We start from the raw sequence: 18,934 nt of genomic DNA on the forward strand, positions 1-18,934 counted from the left end.
GGTCTTAATCCTGTGTGGCGCGGCGCAGCGTGAAATGCCAGTCTTCGCCCAGCATGCGGCTGCCGCAAATGCGATAGGCTATTTTAGCAGATAAGTGCGGCAAAGGCGCGGTCAGGAGTAGGGGGCGGGCGTCCGCGCCGAGAAATACGGGGGCGAGATAGAGCTGCACTTCGTCCGCCAGTCCTTCGTCGAGCATGGCGCCGCCCAAAGCTGCGCCGGCTTCTGCGAAAACATGATTGATTTGCCGCCTGCCTAATGCTTCCAATAAGGCGCGCAAAGGCACTTTGCCTTGCGGATTGGGCGCAAAGCGCAGAATTTCCGCTCGTGCGGCAAGTTCGGGGCGTGCAGGCGCTGTTTCTAGCGTGGCGATAATGACGGGACTTGCTTCGGCAAATAGCGCGGCATCGGCAGGAATGCGCAGGCGGCTGTCGATAATGACGCGTATCGGCTGCTGCTGCGCGCGTGCAGTCGGATAACGTGCGTTCAAACGCGCATTGTCTGCTATGACGCTGCCGCTGCCGGCAAGAATCGCGTCGGCGGCAAGGCGTTGTTCATGCACGTTTTCGCGCGCGGCGGCACCGGTAATCCATTGGCTTTCGCCGTTAGCCAGCGCCGTGCGTCCGTCCATAGAGGCGGCGAGTTTGAGGCTGACAAAGGGCAGCCCTGTCCGCATACGATGAAAAAAAGCGCGATTCAAATCTAAGGCTTCCTGCTCGCAAACGCCGACGGTACAGACAACGCCTGCCGTCTGTAATTTGGCGATGCCTTTGCCGGCGACTTGCGGATTCGGGTCGCGGCAGGCGATGATAACTTCGGCAATACCGGCGGCAATCAAAGCGTCTGCGCAGGGCGGGGTGCGTCCGAAATGGGCGCAGGGCTCAAGGCTGACATAGGCGACGGCACCGCGTGCCTGCGCACCTGCCATGCGCAGAGCATGTACTTCGGCATGCGGGGTGCCGGCGGTTTGATGAAAGCCTGCGCCAATTAAGGCGCCGTTTTTAACAATGACACAGCCCACGCGCGGATTAGGCGCGGCGGAATATTTGCCTTGCGCGGCAAGATGCAGGGCATGACGCATCCAATATTCATGCGGAGGCAGGGAGGCGTCGCCGGATTTAGGATTTATTGAGTTCATCAATGGTTTGTTGGAAGGCGGCGATGTCGGCAAAACTCAAATACACGGAGGCAAAGCGGATATAGGCGACATGGTCGAGGGTTTTCAAGCCTTCCATAACCCATTGTCCGATTTGCTCGGAAGAGATTTCGCGTTCGCCGCTGCTGCGCATTTGCTGCTCAATGTGATGAATCAGGGCGCTGATTTGCTCGGCGCTGACCGGTCGTTTTTCACAGGCGCGCAGCAGTCCGCGCCGTAGTTTGTCCGCCGAATAGCTTTCGCGGTCGCCGTTTTGTTTGATGACGGTGGGAATATGGATTTCCGCCACTTCATAAGTGGTAAAACGTGCCAGACAATCGGGATTGAGGCACTCGCGGCGGCGGCGGATTTTTTCGCCTTCCGCCACCAAACGCGAGTCCACGACTTTGGTTTCAGGATGATTGCAAATAGGACAATGCAAGGCACAACCTTATGCGTAAACAGGGAATTGCGCGCAGAGTTCGCCGACTTTATGTCGCACTTCGGTAATGATTTCTTCATTGTCGATGTCGTCTAAAATATCGCAAATCCATGTGGCGACTTTTTTCGCTTCCGCGACGCCGAAGCCGCGCGTGGTAATGGCGGGCGTGCCGATGCGGATGCCGCTGGTTACAAAAGGCGATTGCGGGTCATTGGGCACGGAATTTTTATTGACGGTAATATGCGCGCGGCTTAAGGCGGCGTCGGCGGCTTTGCCGGTCAGTCCTTTGCTAATCAGGCTAATCAGCATGAGATGGTTTTTGGTGCCGCCCGAAACCACGTCATAGCCGCGGCTGTTAAAGACTTTTGCCATCGCTTTGGCATTTTCCAATACCGCTTCTTGGTAGGTTTGGAAAGAGGGGTCGAGGGCTTCGAGGAAGGAAACGGCTTTTGCCGCAATCACATGCATCAAAGGCCCGCCTTGAATGCCGGGGAAAATGGCGGAGTTGAGTTTTTTCTCAATCTCTTCGTTGGCGCGTGCCAAAATCAGTCCGCCGCGCGGTCCGCGTAGGGTTTTGTGCGTGGTGGTGGTTACTACATCGGCAAAAGGAATCGGATTGGGATATAAGCCGGCGGCGACCAAACCCGCCACATGCGCCATATCGACTAATAAATAGGCGCCGACCGAATCGGCAATGGCGCGGAAACGTTCAAAATCCAAAACTTGCGAGTAGGCGGAGAAGCCGGCGATAATCATTTTGGGGCGGTACTCTTCGGCAAGTTTTTGCACATTGTCGTAGTCAATCAGTCCGGTTTCGGGGTCAAGACCATAGCCGACGGCGTTATAACTGCGTCCGGAGAAATTGACTTTCGCGCCGTGGGTCAGATGTCCGCCGTGCGCCAAATCCATGCCTAAGACGGTGTCGCCCGGTTCTAATAAAGCAAGGAAAACCGCGCCGTTGGCTTGCGAGCCTGAATGCGGTTGCACATTGGCATAGTCGGCGGAAAACAGGGTTTTGGCGCGGTCAATCGCCAATTGCTCGACCGTATCCACATGTTCGCAGCCGCCGTAATAGCGTTTGCCGGGGTAGCCTTCGGCATATTTGTTCGTCAGATAGCTGCCTTGAGCCTGCATCACGCGCGGGCTGCAATAATTCTCCGAGGCAATCAGCTCGATATGCGCTTCTTGGCGCTTTTCTTCGGCGGCAATCGCCTTGGCAATCTCTTCGTCAAAACTCGCAATGGTCATGTCTTTGCTAAACATTGTCTTACCTGGTGATTTGAAAAGCGCGTATGGTAAACGCAAGCAGAGCCGGGGGCAAGTAATTTGCTAAGCGTGGCGGCGTAAACTCCCAAGATAAATAGCGATTAGAGTTACGGCGCAGCCCAGCCATTGCAAAGGCACGATGGCTTTATCGAGCCAAACCGCATCAATCATAATGGCGGCGACCGGTTCGCTGAGCAAAATCAGTCCGGTAAGCGCTAAAGAGAGGCGGCGGATAGCATAAATAACCAATCCCCATGCGCCGCATTGCATCACAATGCCGTAAACGGCGACCCAAAACCAGCTGTTGCCTGTCTGCGGCATAAAGGGCGCATCGGATAAGAAGGCAAAGGGCAGGGCGGTCAGCATCGCAAAGAGATTAAATAAGCACATCAGCGGAAGCAGTGCGGTGTTTTCATAATCTTGTACTTTGCGCACGCAGCTCATGGCAAGCGCCAATGCCGCACCGGATAAGATACCGCTGGCAAAGCCCCATAGGGCGCGCTGATTATGGCTGAATTCGGGACTGGCAATCAATGCCACGCCGATAATGGCGAGCAGCAAACTCAGCAGTTGCAGACGGCTGGGGCGTTCTCGAAAAAACAGAAGCCGATGGCGGTTAGAAAGAAAATTTGCAGGCTGTTTAAGAGGGTGGAAATGCCCGGGCCTACCGCATGAATGCTTTCATGCCACAATGCCAAATCAAAGGCGAAGAAAAAACCGCCTGCGGCAATGAATGTCCGTGCATAAGGTTGGCGCGGTAAGGGCAGGCGGCGCAGATAACACAGGGCGGCAAAGACCCAAAAGGCAATGAAAATCCGCCAAAAAGCGATGGCATAGCTGCCTAGAGGCACATGGGCGACGATCAGGCTGCCTAAGCCGAAAATGATGCTGCCGATGAGCAGACCGCCGATGGCGGAGGGAGCGTTTGTATGTTTCATGATGATTGCTTGCGTAATGCTTCGATTGCCTGATTGGCGAGGCTGTCCGCCATTTCATTGCCGGGGTGGCCGCTATGTCCTTTGACCCAAAACCATCGGATGTCATGCTGCTGCACCAAGGCGTCTAGGGCTTGCCATAATTCCACGTTTTTCACGGGCTGATTATTGGCGGTGCGCCAGTTTTTCGCTTTCCATTTGGGCAGCCAGTCGGTAATGCCGTTTTTAACGTAGTTGCTGTCGGTAGTTAGATGAATGGGGCAGGCGCGTTTTACCGCTTTCAGCGCTTCGATGGCGGCAATCAGCTCCATGCGGTTGTTCGTGGTTTCCCAATCGGCGCCTTTGAGGCTTTTTTCATGTTTGCCGTAGCGCATATACACGCCCCAACCGCCGATGCCGGGATTGCCTTTGCAGGCGCCGTCGGTATAGATTTCTAAAATGGTGCTGCTCATAAGCGTAGCGTGCCGATGGCTTCGCCCATGCGGATTTTATTGCCGTTGCCGAGTTTGGGATTGTTGAAGTCAATCATGTCTTCGCTGCAGCAGAGGATGACGGTCGAGCCGAGGTTGAAGCGTCCGATTTCTTCGCCTTTTTTAAAGGTTTTGGCGGGCGAGTAGCGGTAGTGGTTGTCGCCGCTGTCGCGCAGTTCGCCGTGCCAGACGGTTTCAATGCTGCTGACATTCAGGGCGCCGACCATAATCAGCGCCATGGCGCCGAATTCGGTGTCGAAATGGCAGACCAGTCTTTCATTGCCGGCAAACAAATTCGGGATGTGTTCGAGCAAGTCAATGGCAACGCTGTGTTTGTCGCCAGGGCAGAAGGACATGGCGGTCAGGCGGGCGTCGCAGGGCATGTGGATGCGGTGGTAATCATCAGGGGCAAGATAGAGGGTAACGCTGCTGCCGCCTTCAAAGGCTTCCGCGTATTTGGCGGAATTGAGCAGGGCGGCGAGGCTGTATTGACGGGTTTTGGCTTGGTGCAATTGTCCTGCCTCGATGCTGCCGAATACGGCGCAGCGTCCGTCCACAGGGCTGATAAAGGCTTGCGGCTCTTCGTCTATCGGGCGTTCGTCTGCGGCTAGGGCGCGAGTGAAAAAATCATTAAGGCTGCGGTAGCGGTAGGGATTTTTTTCTGCGGCAAAGGCGGTGTCGGCGCCGGTGATTTTCTGATATGTCCAGATGATGGCGTTTTTCAGCGGCGGCATCTCGATGCGGGCGAGATGATAGAAGGCTTTGGTCAGCAAAGCGCGCGGAATGAGTTTGTAGAGGGCAAGATTCATCAAAAATTCCTTACTGGTTGAAACCCCTTTAGGGAGGATAATCTTGTGGGAGAGGTGTAACCTCTTCCAATTCAGGGCAACACGTAGAGCGACGCTTTATGTGTCGCTCTACGTGTTGAAACATGGCGATTATCGGCTTAGTCAAAAAGGCTTGGCATTGTAGCAGCAAGGCAAGAAGCAAGGGTTTTCTATTTGTTTATCAAAATTTCCTTACTGGTTGAAATCCCTCCCTTTAGGGAGGATAATCTGTGGGAGAGGTGTAACCTCTTCCAATTCAGGGCGACACACAGAGCGACGCTTTATGTGTCGCTCTGTGTGTTGAAACATGCGGTTTTGAAATGCCGGTAAAAGAAGCGGCTGAGTAAGGAAAAACAGGGCTTTTCAGCCCTGTTCTCTCATTAGTTGCTGCTGTCGTCATCTTTCCACGGCGGGCAAGAACAGAACAGTTGGCGGTCGCCATGTGCATTATCGATGCGGTTGACGGGTGCAAAGTATTTGGCGGGATTCATATCCGGCAGAGGGAAAACCGCTGTTTTGCGGTCATAGGGATGCGTCCAGTCATCGACCAAATCTGCCAAGGTATGCGGTGCATTTTTTAGCGGATTGTCATCTTGAGGCAAGTCGCCGTTTTCAATTTGGCGGATTTCTTCGCGAATGGCGAGCATGGCGTCGCAGAAGCGGTCGAGTTCGGCTTTGCTTTCGCTTTCCGTCGGCTCGATCATCAGCGTACCGGGAACGGGGAAGCTCATGGTCGGTGCGTGGAAGCCGTAGTCAATCAGGCGCTTGGCGATGTCGTCCACTTGAATGCCTGCGCTGTCTTTAAAACCGCGCATATCCAAGATACATTCATGCGCCACATAGCCATTGGCATCGCTATAAAGCACGGGATAGGCTTCGCCTAAACGTTTGGCGATGTAATTGGCATTAATCATGGCGGAGGCGGTAGCGGCGGTCAGCTCCACACTACCCATCATGCGGATGTACATCCATGAGATGAGGGTAATGAGTGCGCTGCCGTGAGGTGCGGCACTGACAGCCAGACCGCCGTGTCCGGTAGCAATCACACTGCGACTAGGCAAGAAAGGTTTGAGATGCGCTTTCACCGCCACCGGCCCGACACCGGGTCCGCCGCCGCCATGCGGTATGGCAAAGGTTTTGTGCAGATTGAGATGCGATACGTCCGCACCGTATAAACCCGGTGCAGCAAGTCCGACTTGGGCATTGAAATTCGCGCCGTCTAAATAGACTTGTGCACCCACGGCATGAACCAGTTCGCAGATGTCGCCGATATGCGCTTCAAATACGCCGTGTGTTGAAGGGTAGGTAATCATGATGCAGGCGGTATTGCTGCCGTGTTCATCAAGTTTGGCGCGCAAATCGTCGATATCCACATCGCCGTTATCACGGCATTTGACGACCACGACGTCTAAGCCCGCCAAATGAGCGGAAGCAGGGTTGGTGCCGTGTGCAGAGGCGGGGATGAGGCAGATGTTGCGCTCTTCGCCGCGGCTTTTATGATATTCGCGAATGGCGAGTAGTCCTGCGTATTCGCCTTGTGCGCCCGAATTGGGTTGCAGGGAGACGGCATCATAGCCGGTGATTTCCGCCAACCAGCTTTCCAATTCTTGGAAAATCTGATGATAGCCGGCGGCTTGGTCCTTAGGCGCAAAAGGATGAATATCGCTGAATTCGCGCCAGGTGATGGGCATCATTTCGCTGGCGGCATTGAGTTTCATGGTGCAGGAGCCGAGCGGAATCATGCTGCGGTCAAGCGCCAAATCATAATCGGCGAGGCGGCGCAGGTAGCGCATCATTTCGGTTTCGCTGTGATAGCAGTTAAACACGGGATGGTTGAGGTATTCGCTGCTGCGACGAAATGCGCGAGGCAAAACGCTTGGCGAGGCTTCCGGCAGCGTGCTGAGTTCAATATTGCTAAAGCATTCGATAATGACTGCCACTTCCATTTCGCTGCTGCATTCATCTAGGCTGAAGCCGACTTCGGTCGAGCTGTGGCGGCGGAAGTTGATGCCGGCGGTGAGTCCTCTTTGCATCACGAGTTCTGCATCTTCAATGCTGCCGAATTCATAAATGAGGGTGCGGAAATAATGACGGTAGCGGTTTTTTAATCCGGCTTGTTCTAAGGCTTGTGCGATTTGAGTCGTAAGTTTATGGACGCGCTCGGCAATTTGCTTGAGCCTTTGCGGGCCGTGATACACCGCATAGCTGGAAGCCATAATTGCCAACAGGGCTTGCGCGGTGCAAATATTGCTAGTGGCTTTTTCGCGGCGGATGTGTTGTTCGCGGGTTTGCAATGCCAAGCGGTAGGCGGCTTTGCCGCGGCTGTCCACGGATACGCCGACCAAACGTCCCGGCATTTGGCGTTTGAGCACATCGCGCACTGCCATAAAGGCGGCATGAGGACCGCCGTAGCCTAGGGGGACGCCGAATTGCTGCGCGCTGCCGATGACGATATCCGCACCCATTTCGCCGGGCGGATTGATGAGAGTGAGCGAGAGCAAATCGCAGGCGACAGAAAGCGTGGCGCCGCGGCTGTGCAAATTGTCGGCAAGTTCGCTGATTTCTTCTTTAGTGGCAACGCGTCCTTGCGTGCAGGGATATTGCAGCAGCACGCCGAAGCAGTCATCGATTTCTTTTGCCAGCTCGTAGCAATCGGCGACGATAATATCGATGTCTTGATAGCGTGCGCGTGTGAGCAGTACGTCGATGGTCTGCGGATGTACGCCGTGGTCAATCACGAAGGTTTTGCTTGTGCCTTTGTAATGGCGCTTGGCAAGAGTCATGGCTTCTGCGGCGGCGGTCGCTTCGTCAAGCAAAGAGGCATTGGCAATATCCATTGCCGTCAAATCGCAGATCATGGTTTGGAAATTGAGCATGGCTTCCAAACGGCCTTGAGAAATTTCCGGTTGATAGGGCGTATAAGCGGTGTACCAAGTGGGATTTTCCAAGACATTACGCAAAATCACCGAAGGCGTGCGCGTGGCATAATAGCCTTGTCCGATTAAAGAGCGCAAAGGTTTGTTTTGCTGAGCAATAGCGCGTATTTCCGCCAGTGCTTGCGATTCGGTGAGCGCATCGGGCAGGTTCATGCCTTTGCGGCGGATATTCGGCGGCACAATGCTTTGCGTGAATTGTGCCACGTTTTTAAAGCCGATATATTCTAGCAGCGCTTTGATTTCTGAATGCCGCGCACCGATATGGCGCGGCGCAAATTGATCTTCTTGCAGCATAATTACTCCAAAAATGCTTGGTAGGTAGCGCTATCCATCAAACTGTCAATTTCAGCAGGATTGCTGAGTTTGATTTTGAAAATCCAACCTTCGTCTTCCGCCGATGAATTAATCAAACTGGGCTGATCGACCAAGGCTTCATTGATTTCAAGCACTTCTCCGGAAGCGGGGGCATTGACTTCGCCGGCGGCTTTGACCGATTCCACCACTGCCGCTTCCGCACCGGTGCTGACTTGCGCGCCGATAGCGGGCAAGTCCACAAAAACAATATCGCCTAAGGCGTCTTGGGCATGTTCTGAAATGCCGATGGTCGCAATTTCGCCGTCAACGCTAATCCATTCATGGTCTTGGGTATAAAACTTCATCTTGCTTCCTCTCTACATATATTAAAAGAGCCTTATCTTAACATGAAGTTTAGTTAAAGAATCAAGTCTTGATGCAGGCACAGCGCGACAATATTTTTCATGCTACAATCCGCGCTTTGATTTATTTTGCATAGTGAGGCGGATATGAACATTATTTTCCTAGGCGCACCGGGTTCCGGCAAGGGTACGCAATCCGAACAATTGATTGCCAAGCACGGCTTGCAGCACCTTTCTACCGGCGACATGCTGCGCGCCGAAATTGCCGCAGGCTCGGAATTGGGCTTGGCGGCAAAGCAAATCATGGATGCGGGCGAATTGGTTTCCGATGACATCGTTATCGGCATGATTGCCAAACGTCTAAGCGACAAAGGCGCGCTGTTTGACGGCTTCCCGCGCACCTTGGCGCAGGCGCAGGCTTTGGACGCATTATTGGCTGAGAATGCTCAGCAGATTGATCATGTCGTGTTTTTAGATGTGGATAATGAAGAAATCGTGCAAAGAATGCTGGCACGCGGACGTGCGGACGATAATGAAGCCACCATTCGCAACCGCATCAATGTATTTGAGCAGCAAACCAAGCCTTTGATTGATTTTTACCGCGCGCAAGGTAAATTGCGCGAGATTCACGGCAAGGGCGGTGTAGAAGAAATCGCTGCGCGGATTGAGCAAGCCATTCTGTAAGGAAGCAATATGAGCGGCAATAGCATCGGTCAGAATTTTGTGCTGACGACCTTCGGCGAAAGTCACGGCGTAGCGATTGGCGGCGTGATTGACGGCGCCCCTGCCGGCATCGATTTGGATATTGCCGCCATTCAGGCGGATTTGGACCGCCGCAAACCCGGCACCAGCCGCCATGTAACGCCGCGCAAAGAAAGCGACAGCGTGCAAATCCTCTCCGGCATCTTTGAAGGCAAAACCACCGGCACGCCGATTGGTTTTGTGATTTTCAATGAAGACCAACGCAGCCAAGACTACAGCGCGATTGCGGAAAAATTCCGCCCCGGACATGCCGACTACAGCTATTGGCAGAAATACGGCATCCGTGATTATCGCGGCGGCGGACGCTCTTCGGCACGCGAAACGGCGAGCCGCGTGGTCGGCGGTGCGGTTGCCAAAGCGGTGTTGCAGCACCTCTGCGGCACGCAAATCCGCGCCTATGTTTCGCAAATCGGCGAGCATAAATTGGAATTTGTCGATTGGGCGCATGTGGGCGGCAATCCTTTCAATTGCCCGAATACGCATCAAATCGAAATGCTGGACCGCTATTTATACGACATCCGCAAAGACGGCGATAGTATCGGCGCGGAAATCACCCTTGTCATCGAGCATGTGCCACTGGGCTTGGGCGAACCGGTCTTTGACCGCTTGGACGCGGATTTGGCGCATGCCTTGATGAGCATCAATGCGGTGAAAGGCGTGGCGGTCGGTGACGGTTTTGACTGCATCACGCAGCGCGGCAGCGAATTTCGCGACGAACGCGCGGCGGAACAAGGCTTTTTAAGCAATCATGCCGGCGGTATCTTGGGCGGCATCTCGACAGGGCAAAGCATCGTGCTGCGCGCCGCCTTCAAACCGACCAGCTCCATTCTCGTTGCCGGCAAAACCACCGACATTCACAATCAAGACACGGAAGTAGTAACCAAAGGACGACACGACCCCTGCGTGGGACTGCGCGCCTGTCCGATTGTGGAAGCTATGGCGGCATTGGTGCTTTGCGATCATTTTATCCGCCAACGCGGACAGAATAATCGCTAATCTATTGTGCGCTATGCGGCAATTGCATCTTATCGAAGCGGCGGATTTACCGCCGCTCGGCGTTTTTGGACGCGATATTGCGCTTAAGGATTACCGCCGCTATCTCGGCACGACGCAAGGCGATGTGTTTTATGATGCCGGCAAAGGCTTATTTCCTAATGCCTTTGCCGCTGTGGCGGGGACGATTGGCGCAGGGCATCATCTGTATCTGCATTTGCCGGCACATTATCCCGACGGCGACCCCGACCATAGACGATGGCTGGCGTATGGCGAAGCAATTGAGACTTGCGCCGATCATTTTCATCAGCGCTTGCGGCGTTTGGCGGCACAGCAAAATGCTGCAGCTGCGCCGCCGCTCGCGCAACATCAAGCGATTGCACGCTTTAGCCATCCGCAGCCGCAAATTATCCTCGGCAAACGCGGCAGCGGCAAAAGCCATTTTTTAGCGCAGAAAATCAATGCCCTTGCCGACGCAGAGATTGCGCCGCTGTTGCTTGTGAGTCCGTTTGCACAGAATCGCCAAACCATTGCCGCGCATACGCAAGTCCCCTTGCTTTGCCTGCCGCCGGATGAAGCCTTGCGCCGTCTGCCTGCTGCGCAAGCCTTGATTGTCGATGAAGCGGCGGCACTTGCGCCGGCTCAACTGATTGCCCTGTGTCGGCATTATCCTGCCTTTACCCTCGCTAGCACTAGCGACGGCTATGAAGGCAGCGCACAGCATTTTTGCTTAAATACATTGCCGGCGCTCGGCATCAGGCAAGAGCAGATTGTGCATTTGCAGGGTAATTATCGTTATCACAGCGGCGACCCTTTGGAATGCCTGATGAATAGACTTTTCCTGTTTCCCACAGGGCAGGCGGAAAGGCTGCAATCACATGAAATGAAAGAGATTATTGCGCTGCAAGCTCAAGACTTAGCCACCGATGAACAGTTGTTGCGCAGCTATTGGTCTTTGCTGAATCAGGCGCATTACCGCAGCCGACCGGAAGACTTAAAGCGTTTGCTGGATATGCCGGATCAAGCCTTATTTATGGCGGCAAATGCGCAGGGCGAATGCTTAGGCGTGCTGCAAATCGCTTTGGAAACGCCGCTGGATACGGCATTGGCTCAAGCAGTTATTGCCGGCGAACGCCGACCGCGCGGACGCTTGCTGATGCAGCAACTATTGCAGCGCAGCGGCGAGCTGCATTGGGCGCAGCAGGGTTTTGCACGCGTGCAAAGAATTGCCGTGCATCCCGATTGCCGCCGACGCCAAATTGCCAGCCGCCTGCTGAATGCTGCGCATCGGCAGCTTGCCGATTGGCAATTCGGCTGCGTTTATGGCGCCAGCCCGAGCCTCGAAGCATTTTGGGAAAATAATGCCTACCGCCTATGCTATCAAGCGCAACATATCCGCAGTCGACATCAAGGCGCAAGCCATATCCGCCTTCATCGACAGGCTTGAAGGTTATGTTTCAGGAAAGATAATGATATAGAGGCTATATGTCATTGAACAATGGGAGGAAATGATGAGAAACATCTTATTACTGCTGCTTTTGCTATCCAGCCGTCAAAATTGGGCGCAAATTTAGCAGGGCGAAGTCTTGGTGTAGGCGGCAAGGGCGCAAATCGGCGTAACCACCGGCTATGACGGCAGCTATCAAACACTTGCCTATCCTATGGGTGATGTCGCCGGCGCTCGGCTATTGCCCAAGATGTAATGACTGATTAAGGCAAAAGTAGGGAATAAGGGCACCAGCGCCGCCAGATAATAATGGCGGCTTTGTGCCAGCAATTGAATGATAATGACGCTGATAGCGCCGATGGCGGCTTTAATCCAAAGCATTTATGCCGCCCACAGATGCTGTACGCAGTCGCGGTACACTGCTGCCATCAGCGCTAAATCCGCCAGCAGCACATGCTCGTCAATTTGATGAATGCTGGCATTGAGGGTGCCGAATTCCACCGTATCCGCGCCGTATTGCGCCATAAAGCGGGCATCGGAGGTGCCGCCGGCGGTGTTAAAGACGATGTCGCGTCCGCAATGTTTCCGCACGGCTTTACTCAGAGCTTGGAGGAGTTTTTGATTGGCGGTGGAAAAGGGCAGTCCGGAGAGTTTCCAGTCAAATGCTGCGCTCAGCTGTTTTTCCGCGCAGATGCGGCGGACCAATGTTTCCACGCGCGTTTTGATGCCGGCTTCCGTTTGCTCGGTATTAAAGCGCCAATTGAGCAGCGCGGTGGCGGTTTGCGGAACGACGTTTTCCGCGCCGGTGCCGGCAATCAGATTGCTGAATTGGCAGGAGGTAGGTGGAAAATGCGCATTGCCTCTGTCCCATTCAATGGCGGCGATTTCCGCAATGATGTGTCCTAAGCCGTGGATGGGATTACAAATGTTTTCGGGGTAGGCGACATGACCTTGCTTGCCGCTAATCTGCAATTTGAGATTGAGCGAGCCGCGCCGTCCGTTGCGGGCAAAATCGCCGAGCGCGTCTTTAGCGGTCGGTTCGCCGACAATCGCATAATCTATGTGTATGCCTTCGGCTTGCAATAGGGGGAGCACGGCTTGGATACCGTGCGTTGCGGCGGCTTCTTCGTCGCTGGTCAGCAGCAGAGACAGCGTGCCTTGATGCTGCGGATGGCTTTGAATCAGTTCGCGGTAGGCAAAGCTCATGGCGGCAACGCCCGCTTTCATATCCGCGCTGCCGCGTCCATATAATTTGCCTTCGCGTATGCTGGGAGTAAACGGCGGACTGCTCCAGTCGCTTTCATTGCCTGCCGGTACGACGTCCGTGTGTCCCACAAAGCAGATATGCGGCGCGCCTTGTCCGTGCGTGATGAATAAATTGTCCGTGTCTTCAATGCGGATGAGGCGGATGCGGGCGGGCGTGTCGCGTAAAAAATCGCTGATGAGCGACATGCAGCCGGCATCATTCGGGCTGATCGAAGGACGGCTGACCAATGCCGCAAGTAAATCTTGAATGGCGGTTTGCATAGCGGTTCTCGGAAAAAAAGCGCAGTATAAGCGATAGTGATTGCCAAGATAACATTGTCTGCGTTTTTTGCTTTACAGGCGGCAAGCAGCGTGTACAATAAATCGCTTTCTACGGTCTAGGGCATTTCATTGACAGCGATTCCCGCGCTTGAGGCGCGTAATATTCACAAATCTTTCGGCAGCCATGAGGTGCTCAAAGGCATTTCTTTGACCGCGCATAAAGGCGATGTGGTATCTATTTTAGGTTCTTCGGGTTCGGGCAAAAGCACTTTTCTGCGTTGTCTGAATTTCTTGGAAATGCCTAATAGCGGCGAGATTATTGTCGCCGGCGAAGATATTCAGATTAAGACGGATCGCAAAGGCGAGCGTTTGGCGGTATCGGAAAAACAAATCCAGCGTCTGCGCAGCCGCTTAACGATGGTTTTTCAAAGTTTCAATCTGTGGGCGCATATGACGGTGCTGCAAAATGTGATCGAAGCGCCGATGCTGGTGCTCAAACTCTCGAAAGCAGAAGCCGTCGCTCGCGCCGAAGCCCTCTTGCATAAAGTGGGCTTGTACGAAAGACGGCATTATTATCCGGCGCAATTATCCGGCGGGCAGCAGCAGCGCGTTGCCATTGCCCGCGCCTTGGCGATGGAGCCTGATGCCCTGCTTTTTGACGAGCCGACTTCTGCGCTCGACCCCGAATTGGTCGGCGATGTGTTAAAGCTCATGCAGGAATTGGCGGCAGAAGGGCGCACGATGATAGTAGTCACGCATGAAATGGGATTTGCGCGCGAAGTGTCTAATCATGTGATGTTTTTGCATCAAGGGCAGATTGAAGAAGAAGGCACGCCTGACAAAATCTTTTATCATAGCGATTCGGAGCGCGTTCGCCAGTTTTTGTCCAACTCATTAAAAGGCTAGAGGTAATTATGAAAAAATTATTGATGACATTCTGCATGGCAGCGACATTGCCCGTCATGGCAAAACCTTTAATTGTCGCCACCGACGGCGCCTATCCGCCGTTTTCGGAAATCGACAGCAACGGCAATATGTTCGGCTTTGATATCGATATTGCCAAGGCTTTATGTGCGGAAATGCAGCGCGAATGCGAGTTTAAGCAAATTGACTGGGAAGGGCTGATTCCCGCTTTGAATAATGAGCAAATCGATGCGATTATCGCCTCTATGAATGCCAATGACGAACGCCGTCAAGTCATTGAGTTTACAGAACCTTATTATCACAACCCCGGTATTTTCGTGCGCCTGAAAGGCAGCGACGTCGAAATGACGGAAACCGGCTTGAAAGGCAAAACCATCGGCGTGTTATCCGCTTCCGTATTTGATAGCTATGCCACCGATCATTTTGCTAAATGGGCGAAAATCGACCGCTATACCACGCAGGACGATGCCAATTTAGATGCTAAAAAAGGCGTGGTAGATGTTTTGTTTGCCGATAAAATCGTCTTACAAGACGGCTTTTTAGATCGTGAAATCGGTACCGGATTCGAGCAGTTCGGCGAGGAAATCAATGAACCCGCCTATTTCGGCGAAGGGGTTTCTATCGGCGTGCGTAAAGCAGACGAAGCATTGCGCCAATCCTTTAATCAAGCCTTGAAAAATATCCGTGCCAACGGCGAGTATAAAAAAGTCAATGACAAATACTTCAGCTACGATATTTACGGCAAATAATGGATAAAGACTTTTCAGTCCTTTGGCGTTATCAAGACCGTATCTTTGAGGGCGCAAAGATAACGCTTGAGCTTTCTTTGCTCGGGCTTATCTTGGCACTTGTAATCGGTTTGATTGCCTGTTTTGCCAAAATATCGCGCAGATCGTGGCTGAGCATGCCGGCGACGGTCTATACCACCGTATTGCGCGGCATTCCCGATTTGGTGCAATTATTCCTGTTTTTCTATGGTTTGCAGCGGCTATTGCTGATTTTTCGCAAAACCGATACCGCCCGCTTTTTGGGACTGCAAGACCTCGCCTTGAATAATTTTTCCACCGCCGTGATTACCATCGGCTTGATGTTCGGCGCTTATATGGCGGAAACCTTCCGCGGTGCCTATCTGGCAATTCCCAAAGGACAGATTGAAGCGGCAAAAGCCTACGGCTTGTCGCCTTGGCAAACTTTTCGCCGCATCAGTTTCCCGCAAATGCTGCGTTACGCCTTACCGGGCATTTCCAATAATTGGCTGGTCTTGATGAAAACCACCGCCTTAGTGTCTCTAGTGCAAGTGGATGATTTGACGAAGGTCATCAAAGAAGCGGCGACCAGCAATCCTATGATTAAATCGGATTTTGTACTGCGCCTTGCCATGTATATGATCGGCGCATTGGGCTATCTATTTTTTACGACGATTTCCCTTATGATTGTATTCGCCTTAAAACGACATTTTTCTAAAGGCTTTGCGACGGTGTCTTAATGCGTGATGAAAGTTTTTGGGAATATCTGATTCGTTTTTTCAGCCAATACGGCGGCGATATTTGGAAAGGCACGCTCAATACCCTGTGGCTGGTGCCTACCTCTCTATTGATTGGACTATGTTTGGCCATTCCTTTAGGCATGCTGATGGCATCGCGCCTGTCCTTTGTGTTGCGCCTGCCCGCCTTAACTTTCAGCTATATCTTTCGCGGCACGCCGATGCTGATTCAGCTTTATTTAATTTATTTCGCATTAGGCTTATGGATTTCAGAAATCACGAATTTATCGCAGTTTATGCAGGATTTATTGCGCAATAAAATGTTTTGGGCGATTTTAACGCTGGCATTAAATACCGCCGCCTATACTTCCGAAATCGTGCGCGGGGCTATCGAAACCGCGCCGCTGGGGGAAATCGAAGCGGCGAAATCTTTCGGCATGAGCAAAGCGCAAATCGCCAGACGCATTATCTTGCCCGGCGCCTTGCGCCGCGCCTTGCCGGCGTACAGCAATGAAGTGATTTTCATGCTGCACGGTTCGGCAATCGTCTCGACCATCGCCATTATGGATTTGACGCAGGCGGTACGCAGCGCCTATGGCAAAACCTACGAACCTTATCTCGCCTTTACTACAGCAGCCGTCATTTATCTTTTGATTACGCTATGTATTTTTGTGTTATTTAAATTGTTAGAAAAGCGAATTTATCGCCATTTACAACCTATCCAAGAAAGGGGAAGAAAATGAAAAAACTCTTAATTGCCGCTTTAATCTTCGCAAGCGCCGTTTCGGCACAGGCGCAAACCTTGCGCATCGGCATCGAAGGCGCTTATCCGCCGTTTTCTGCAGTCAATGAAAGCAATGAATTAATCGGCTTTGATGTCGATATCGCCAAAGCCTTATGCAAGGAAATGCAGACAGAATGCGAGTTGGTAAAAATGGATTGGGACAGCATTATACCTTCATTGTTGAACGAGCGGATTGACTTTGCCGTCGCTTCGATGTCGGCAACCGAAGAACGGAAAAAAACCGTCGATTTCACAGACAAATATTATTCTAATAACGGGCAATTGGCGCTTGCCGCCGCACAAGCGGAAGCCATCACGCAAGAGAATTTAATGGAATATTTGAAAGGCAAAAAAATCGGCGTGCAAACCTCGACCATTCACGACTATTACGCCACTGCGAAATTTGCCCAAGTCGTATCTTCCATTGAGCGTTACAATACGCAAGACGAAGTAAATTTAGACCTTGTGGCAGGGCGCGTAGATGCCACTTTAGCCGATCAGACCGCATTATCTTCGGGCTTTTTGAAAACAGAGATGGGAAAAGGCATTGCATTCGCCGAACCTTTGTTTAATGATCCGGAATTTTACGGCGAAGGGGTTTCCATTCCCGTGCGCAAAGGCGATGAAGCATTGCGCCAGCGTTTAAATGCGGCGATTAAAGGTATTCGCGACAATGGGGAATATCAAAAAATCAACCAGCAATATTTTGATTTCGATATTTATTAAAAATCTTTTGAAAAAGCTGCCTGTTTAACAGGCAGCTTTTGTTTTTTATTAATGACAAAATCTTCTGCTACTTACTATCACGGTATGGATATGCTGCGTGCCGTGCTGATGATTGTCGGTGTATTTTGGCATGCGGTGTCGGTAATTTTGCCGCAATTTATAGTCTCTTAACTTCAAAATGAGATTATTCTAAGCGCTTCTCCTGACAAAATGTGTATCTCTAAGTCTCATTTTGAAGTTAAGGTACTATACTTTTGTTTATTCCAGCGTTCATCATAAAAGCTTTGCGATTTTTGCGCTCGTCTATCCGAGCATATTTTCCGCATGGAAACTTTTTTCCTCGTCTCAGGATTTTTAGCCTGCATGATTCGCAGCCGCAAGGGCAAAAAGGTATTTTTTCAAGCAAGAATTAAGCGCGTTTTGCTGCCTTTATTATTGGGCTGCTTTGGCGGCAATCTGTTATTGCAAATATTCGGCGCTTATTATATGGATTTTGCTTGGAAAAATTTTGATTTATGACGCATGATCATGCACGGCTGGTTTTTGATTACGCTTTTTGTTTGCGCCTGTTTGGACATGCTGATTCCTGAAAAAATTTATTTCAGCGCATGGTGGAAACAGTTTCTCATTATGTTGTTAATTGCTACGGCAGTCTATCCTCTTGCGCTGTATTTAAATGGCAAATATTGGCATTTCTTCGGCTCGATTGACGGCAATTTATTTAATTTTTTCATCGTTAATACCTTACAATTTTTTCCTTTTTATTATTGCGGCGCTTTGCTTTATGCGCGGCGCGAGTTCTTGCATCGCATCACTAAGAAACAGATTGCCATATTGCTGATAATTACAATGCTATAGACGGAGAAGTGAAAAAGTAGTACAAGGCGGCGAGCCGCAGACAGTACAGATAGTACGGCAAGGCGAGCCAACGCCGTAATACTTTTTCAATTCTTCGACTATAAGTTTTATCATCGATTATCTACTTGGGCTTAAATTCATCAAACTGCAAGATTATCTTCCGGCATTCGGCGGCTTTACCTATCGTCTATTGCATGCCTGTTCCTCAGGTGGTGTGACTTTTCTCTTATTCTATTATTGCTATCATCTGCAATATCAGAGCGGTACAGTGATTTGCTATCTGATTCAGTCGGCGATTGTGATTATGATTGCCTGGCTTTTGGATAGTGCGAATTTCTCGGCAGGGCAATATTATGCGGCGATAAGTCTGTTTACTTTATTATTGAGTTTCGCTCTATATGAAATCATTCGCCGCTTTGTGTGGACGCGTTTGATCTTCGGCTTGAAATAAGCCGACAAATTCGTGAAATCAAAGGCTGTAAACGGCGCTTTGTTCGGCAATTATTTTATGATGATTTATAGTCGGAGAAGTGTAAACTCTTGCAATTCAGGGCAATACACAAGGGGTGTTTTATGTGTCCTTCTGAGGGTTGAAACATTGCTTGCATTTTAACAGGCAGCCGCTATAATGCGCGTCTGGTCTACATTGGTACCTCGCAACAATAAGCCGCGAACCCCGCCAGGTCCGGAAGGAAGCAACGGTAGTGGTGATCTTGGGTGCCGAGGAGCGCTGGTGTAGACCTTTTTCTTTTTTAGCTGACGGTCT

At 51.7% G+C, this 18,934-nt stretch carries 19 protein-coding genes, 1 other RNA gene and 3 pseudogenes; 13 read left to right on the forward strand and 10 right to left on the reverse strand.

Features of this window, described 5'->3' with window-relative positions; all coding sequences use genetic code 11:
• Positions 1–4: 4 nt before the first annotated feature.
• The 8 genes and pseudogenes from ribD to gcvH form a co-directional block, all read right to left on the reverse strand.
• Positions 5–1,135, reverse strand: coding sequence for a bifunctional diaminohydroxyphosphoribosylaminopyrimidine deaminase/5-amino-6-(5-phosphoribosylamino)uracil reductase RibD (ribD, locus tag DYC63_RS09105; RefSeq protein WP_115218932.1), 1,131 nt, complete (start codon positions 1,133–1,135; stop codon positions 5–7).
• On the reverse strand, positions 1,116–1,574 hold the full coding sequence (gene nrdR / locus DYC63_RS09110) for a transcriptional regulator NrdR (RefSeq protein ID WP_115218933.1): 459 nt from the start codon (positions 1,572–1,574) through the stop codon (positions 1,116–1,118). The genes ribD and nrdR overlap by 20 nt, the downstream gene beginning before the upstream one ends.
• Positions 1,575–1,583: 9 nt before the next feature.
• Positions 1,584–2,837, reverse strand: coding sequence for a serine hydroxymethyltransferase (gene glyA / locus DYC63_RS09115; RefSeq protein ID WP_115218934.1), 1,254 nt, complete (start codon positions 2,835–2,837; stop codon positions 1,584–1,586).
• Between the two features lie 66 nt (positions 2,838–2,903).
• A pseudogene (locus DYC63_RS13555) lies at positions 2,904–3,778 on the reverse strand (DMT family transporter).
• Positions 3,775–4,227 carry a ribonuclease HI gene (gene rnhA, locus DYC63_RS09125; protein ID WP_115218935.1) on the reverse strand — a complete coding sequence of 151 codons (453 nt, stop codon included), beginning with the start codon at positions 4,225–4,227 and terminating at the stop codon, positions 3,775–3,777. Before rnhA ends, DYC63_RS13555 begins: the two are co-directional and overlap by 4 nt.
• Entirely contained in the window at positions 4,224–5,054 is an 831-nt protein-coding gene (asd, locus tag DYC63_RS09130) for an archaetidylserine decarboxylase (protein WP_115218936.1), read from the reverse strand. Before asd ends, rnhA begins: the two co-directional genes overlap by 4 nt.
• A 398-nt stretch (positions 5,055–5,452) precedes the next feature.
• Positions 5,453–8,302, reverse strand: a complete 2,850-nt coding sequence (gcvP, locus tag DYC63_RS09135; RefSeq protein ID WP_115218937.1) for an aminomethyl-transferring glycine dehydrogenase — start codon at positions 8,300–8,302, stop codon at positions 5,453–5,455.
• Between the two features lie 2 nt (positions 8,303–8,304).
• On the reverse strand, positions 8,305–8,667 hold the full coding sequence (gene gcvH / locus DYC63_RS09140) for a glycine cleavage system protein GcvH (RefSeq protein WP_115218938.1): 363 nt from the start codon (positions 8,665–8,667) through the stop codon (positions 8,305–8,307).
• Between the two features lie 144 nt (positions 8,668–8,811).
• Here gcvH and DYC63_RS09145 point away from each other — a divergent pair, with 144 nt between their 5' ends.
• The 4 genes and pseudogenes from DYC63_RS09145 to DYC63_RS13560 all read left to right on the forward strand — a co-directional run.
• Positions 8,812–9,348: an adenylate kinase gene (locus DYC63_RS09145; RefSeq protein WP_115218939.1), complete on the forward strand. Its 537-nt coding sequence runs from the start codon at positions 8,812–8,814 to the stop codon at positions 9,346–9,348.
• 9 nt (positions 9,349–9,357) lie between these two features.
• Entirely contained in the window at positions 9,358–10,422 is a 1,065-nt protein-coding gene (aroC, locus tag DYC63_RS09150) for a chorismate synthase (RefSeq protein ID WP_115218940.1), read from the forward strand.
• 13 nt (positions 10,423–10,435) lie between these two features.
• Positions 10,436–11,866, forward strand: coding sequence for a GNAT family N-acetyltransferase (locus tag DYC63_RS09155; protein ID WP_115218941.1), 1,431 nt, complete (start codon positions 10,436–10,438; stop codon positions 11,864–11,866).
• Positions 11,867–12,014: 148 nt separating this feature from the next.
• Positions 12,015–12,092, forward strand: a pseudogene (locus DYC63_RS13560) (DUF1287 domain-containing protein); the annotation flags it as partial.
• Positions 12,093–12,100: 8 nt separating this feature from the next.
• On the opposite strand, the pseudogene DYC63_RS09165 reads toward DYC63_RS13560, so the two are convergent.
• Together DYC63_RS09165 and dapE are read right to left on the reverse strand one after the other, a co-directional pair.
• A pseudogene (locus tag DYC63_RS09165) lies at positions 12,101–12,247 on the reverse strand (GlpM family protein); the annotation flags it as partial.
• The gene (gene dapE, locus DYC63_RS09170; RefSeq protein WP_115218943.1) at positions 12,248–13,393 is read right to left on the reverse strand and encodes a succinyl-diaminopimelate desuccinylase; all 1,146 of its coding nucleotides are present in this window, start codon (positions 13,391–13,393) and stop codon (positions 12,248–12,250) included.
• Between the two features lie 129 nt (positions 13,394–13,522).
• On the opposite strand from dapE, the gene DYC63_RS09175 reads away from it, so the two are divergent.
• The 9 genes from DYC63_RS09175 (at position 13,523) to ffs (ending at position 18,908) form a co-directional block, all read left to right on the forward strand.
• Positions 13,523–14,299 (forward strand): ABC transporter ATP-binding protein, encoded by a 777-nt coding sequence (locus tag DYC63_RS09175; protein ID WP_115218944.1) that lies wholly within the window; start codon positions 13,523–13,525, stop codon positions 14,297–14,299.
• An 8-nt stretch (positions 14,300–14,307) separates the two neighbouring features.
• Positions 14,308–15,066 carry a transporter substrate-binding domain-containing protein gene (locus tag DYC63_RS09180; protein WP_115218945.1) on the forward strand — a complete coding sequence of 253 codons (759 nt, stop codon included), beginning with the start codon at positions 14,308–14,310 and terminating at the stop codon, positions 15,064–15,066.
• A complete protein-coding gene (locus DYC63_RS09185; RefSeq protein WP_115218946.1) occupies positions 15,066–15,803 on the forward strand; it encodes an ABC transporter permease in 738 nt (245 codons plus the stop codon). Before DYC63_RS09180 ends, DYC63_RS09185 begins: the two co-directional genes overlap by 1 nt.
• Entirely contained in the window at positions 15,803–16,543 is a 741-nt protein-coding gene (locus DYC63_RS09190) for an ABC transporter permease (RefSeq protein WP_115218947.1), read from the forward strand. The genes DYC63_RS09185 and DYC63_RS09190 overlap by 1 nt, the downstream gene beginning before the upstream one ends.
• Positions 16,540–17,310, forward strand: a complete 771-nt coding sequence (locus DYC63_RS09195) for a transporter substrate-binding domain-containing protein (protein WP_115218948.1) — start codon at positions 16,540–16,542, stop codon at positions 17,308–17,310. The genes DYC63_RS09190 and DYC63_RS09195 overlap by 4 nt, the downstream gene beginning before the upstream one ends.
• 324 nt (positions 17,311–17,634) lie before the next feature.
• Positions 17,635–17,829, forward strand: a complete 195-nt coding sequence (locus tag DYC63_RS09200) for an acyltransferase family protein (RefSeq protein ID WP_115218949.1) — start codon at positions 17,635–17,637, stop codon at positions 17,827–17,829.
• Between the two features lie 57 nt (positions 17,830–17,886).
• Positions 17,887–18,168: a hypothetical protein gene (locus DYC63_RS12695; protein WP_172459478.1), complete on the forward strand. Its 282-nt coding sequence runs from the start codon at positions 17,887–17,889 to the stop codon at positions 18,166–18,168.
• A 214-nt stretch (positions 18,169–18,382) separates the two neighbouring features.
• Positions 18,383–18,619, forward strand: coding sequence for a hypothetical protein (locus DYC63_RS09210; RefSeq protein WP_115218951.1), 237 nt, complete (start codon positions 18,383–18,385; stop codon positions 18,617–18,619).
• 192 nt (positions 18,620–18,811) lie between these two features.
• An RNA gene (ffs, locus tag DYC63_RS09215) (signal recognition particle sRNA small type) lies at positions 18,812–18,908 on the forward strand.
• Positions 18,909–18,934: the final 26 nt, after the last annotated feature.

It is taken from the genome of Suttonella indologenes (assembly GCF_900460215.1).
GTDB classification, from domain to species: domain Bacteria; phylum Pseudomonadota; class Gammaproteobacteria; order Cardiobacteriales; family Cardiobacteriaceae; genus Suttonella; species Suttonella indologenes.

Coding starts and splice junctions, on each gene's coding strand:
- aroC (WP_115218940.1), top strand. CDS start 9,358: ATGAGCGGCAATAGCATCGGTCAGAATTTTGTGCTGACGACCTTCGGC.
- gcvP (WP_115218937.1), bottom strand. CDS start 8,302: ATGCTGCAAGAAGATCAATTTGCGCCGCGCCATATCGGTGCGCGGCAT.
- gcvH (WP_115218938.1), bottom strand. CDS start 8,667: ATGAAGTTTTATACCCAAGACCATGAATGGATTAGCGTTGACGGCGAA.
- DYC63_RS09185 (WP_115218946.1), top strand. CDS start 15,066: ATGGATAAAGACTTTTCAGTCCTTTGGCGTTATCAAGACCGTATCTTT.
- ribD (WP_115218932.1), bottom strand. CDS start 1,135: ATGAACTCAATAAATCCTAAATCCGGCGACGCCTCCCTGCCTCCGCAT.
- DYC63_RS09180 (WP_115218945.1), top strand. CDS start 14,308: ATGAAAAAATTATTGATGACATTCTGCATGGCAGCGACATTGCCCGTC.
- asd (WP_115218936.1), bottom strand. CDS start 5,054: ATGAATCTTGCCCTCTACAAACTCATTCCGCGCGCTTTGCTGACCAAA.
- dapE (WP_115218943.1), bottom strand. CDS start 13,393: ATGCAAACCGCCATTCAAGATTTACTTGCGGCATTGGTCAGCCGTCCT.
- DYC63_RS09190 (WP_115218947.1), top strand. CDS start 15,803: ATGCGTGATGAAAGTTTTTGGGAATATCTGATTCGTTTTTTCAGCCAA.
- DYC63_RS12695 (WP_172459478.1), top strand. CDS start 17,887: ATGCTGATTCCTGAAAAAATTTATTTCAGCGCATGGTGGAAACAGTTT.
- glyA (WP_115218934.1), bottom strand. CDS start 2,837: ATGTTTAGCAAAGACATGACCATTGCGAGTTTTGACGAAGAGATTGCC.
- DYC63_RS09155 (WP_115218941.1), top strand. CDS start 10,436: ATGCGGCAATTGCATCTTATCGAAGCGGCGGATTTACCGCCGCTCGGC.
- DYC63_RS09145 (WP_115218939.1), top strand. CDS start 8,812: ATGAACATTATTTTCCTAGGCGCACCGGGTTCCGGCAAGGGTACGCAA.
- DYC63_RS09200 (WP_115218949.1), top strand. CDS start 17,635: ATGGAAACTTTTTTCCTCGTCTCAGGATTTTTAGCCTGCATGATTCGC.
- rnhA (WP_115218935.1), bottom strand. CDS start 4,227: ATGAGCAGCACCATTTTAGAAATCTATACCGACGGCGCCTGCAAAGGC.
- DYC63_RS09195 (WP_115218948.1), top strand. CDS start 16,540: ATGAAAAAACTCTTAATTGCCGCTTTAATCTTCGCAAGCGCCGTTTCG.